The 779-nt window shown below is 70.2% G+C and carries 1 protein-coding gene; it reads left to right on the top strand.

Features of this window, described 5'->3' with window-relative positions:
• A partial coding sequence (locus A5789_RS19565; protein WP_156773021.1) for a non-ribosomal peptide synthetase occupies nucleotides 1-779 on the top strand: 779 nt, incomplete at both ends.

The following is a 779-nucleotide window of genomic DNA, read 5'->3' as shown; positions in this document are numbered from 1 at the left end:
TCCGCATCCTCTACGGACCCACCGAAACCACCATCCTCGCCACCGCCACCCGGGCCCTGCACGCGGGGGACCGGCCCACCATCGGCACCCCACTACCCGGCATGCAAGCCTTGATCCTCGACACCCGTCTGCATCCCGTCCCCGCCGGCGTGGTCGGCGAGCTCTACCTCGCCGGCCCCGCACCCGCCCGCGGCTACCTCAACCGCCCCGCCACCACCGCCGCCCGATTCGTGCCCTGCCCGGCCGGCGAACCCGGCACCCGCATGTACCGCACCGGCGACCTCGTCCGCTGGAACACCCACGGCGACATCGAATTCGTCGGACGCAACGACTTCCAGGTCAAAGTCCGCGGCTACCGCATCGAACTCGGCGAAATCGACGCCGTCCTCGACGCCCGCCCCGACACCGCCTTCGCCGTCACCATCGCCCACCGGCAAGGCAACGCCCCCGCAATGCTGGTCACCTACGTGGTGCCCGCACCCGGCGCCACACCCACCGCCGCCGAACTCACCACCGCACTCGCCGACGCGCTCCCGCCCTACATGGTGCCCGCCGCCGTCATGATCCTCGACGCGATCCCACTGTCGCCCAACGGCAAACTCGACCGCAACGCACTACCCGAACCCATCCTGCACACCGAAACATTCCGCGCACCCGCCTCACCGGTCGAAGAAATCGTCGCCGGCATCTTCGCCGACCTCCTCGGCCTCGACACCACCATCGGCGCCGACGACAACTTCTTCGACCTCGGCGGCAACAGCCTCGTCGCCACCCGCGCC

The sequence above is a fragment of the Nocardia sp. 852002-51101_SCH5132738 genome (assembly GCF_001665695.1).
Lineage (GTDB): Bacteria > Actinomycetota > Actinomycetes > Mycobacteriales > Mycobacteriaceae > Nocardia > Nocardia nova.
Note: the sequence above shows the minus strand (reverse complement) of the source record. Positions and strands in the feature narration are given on the sequence as shown.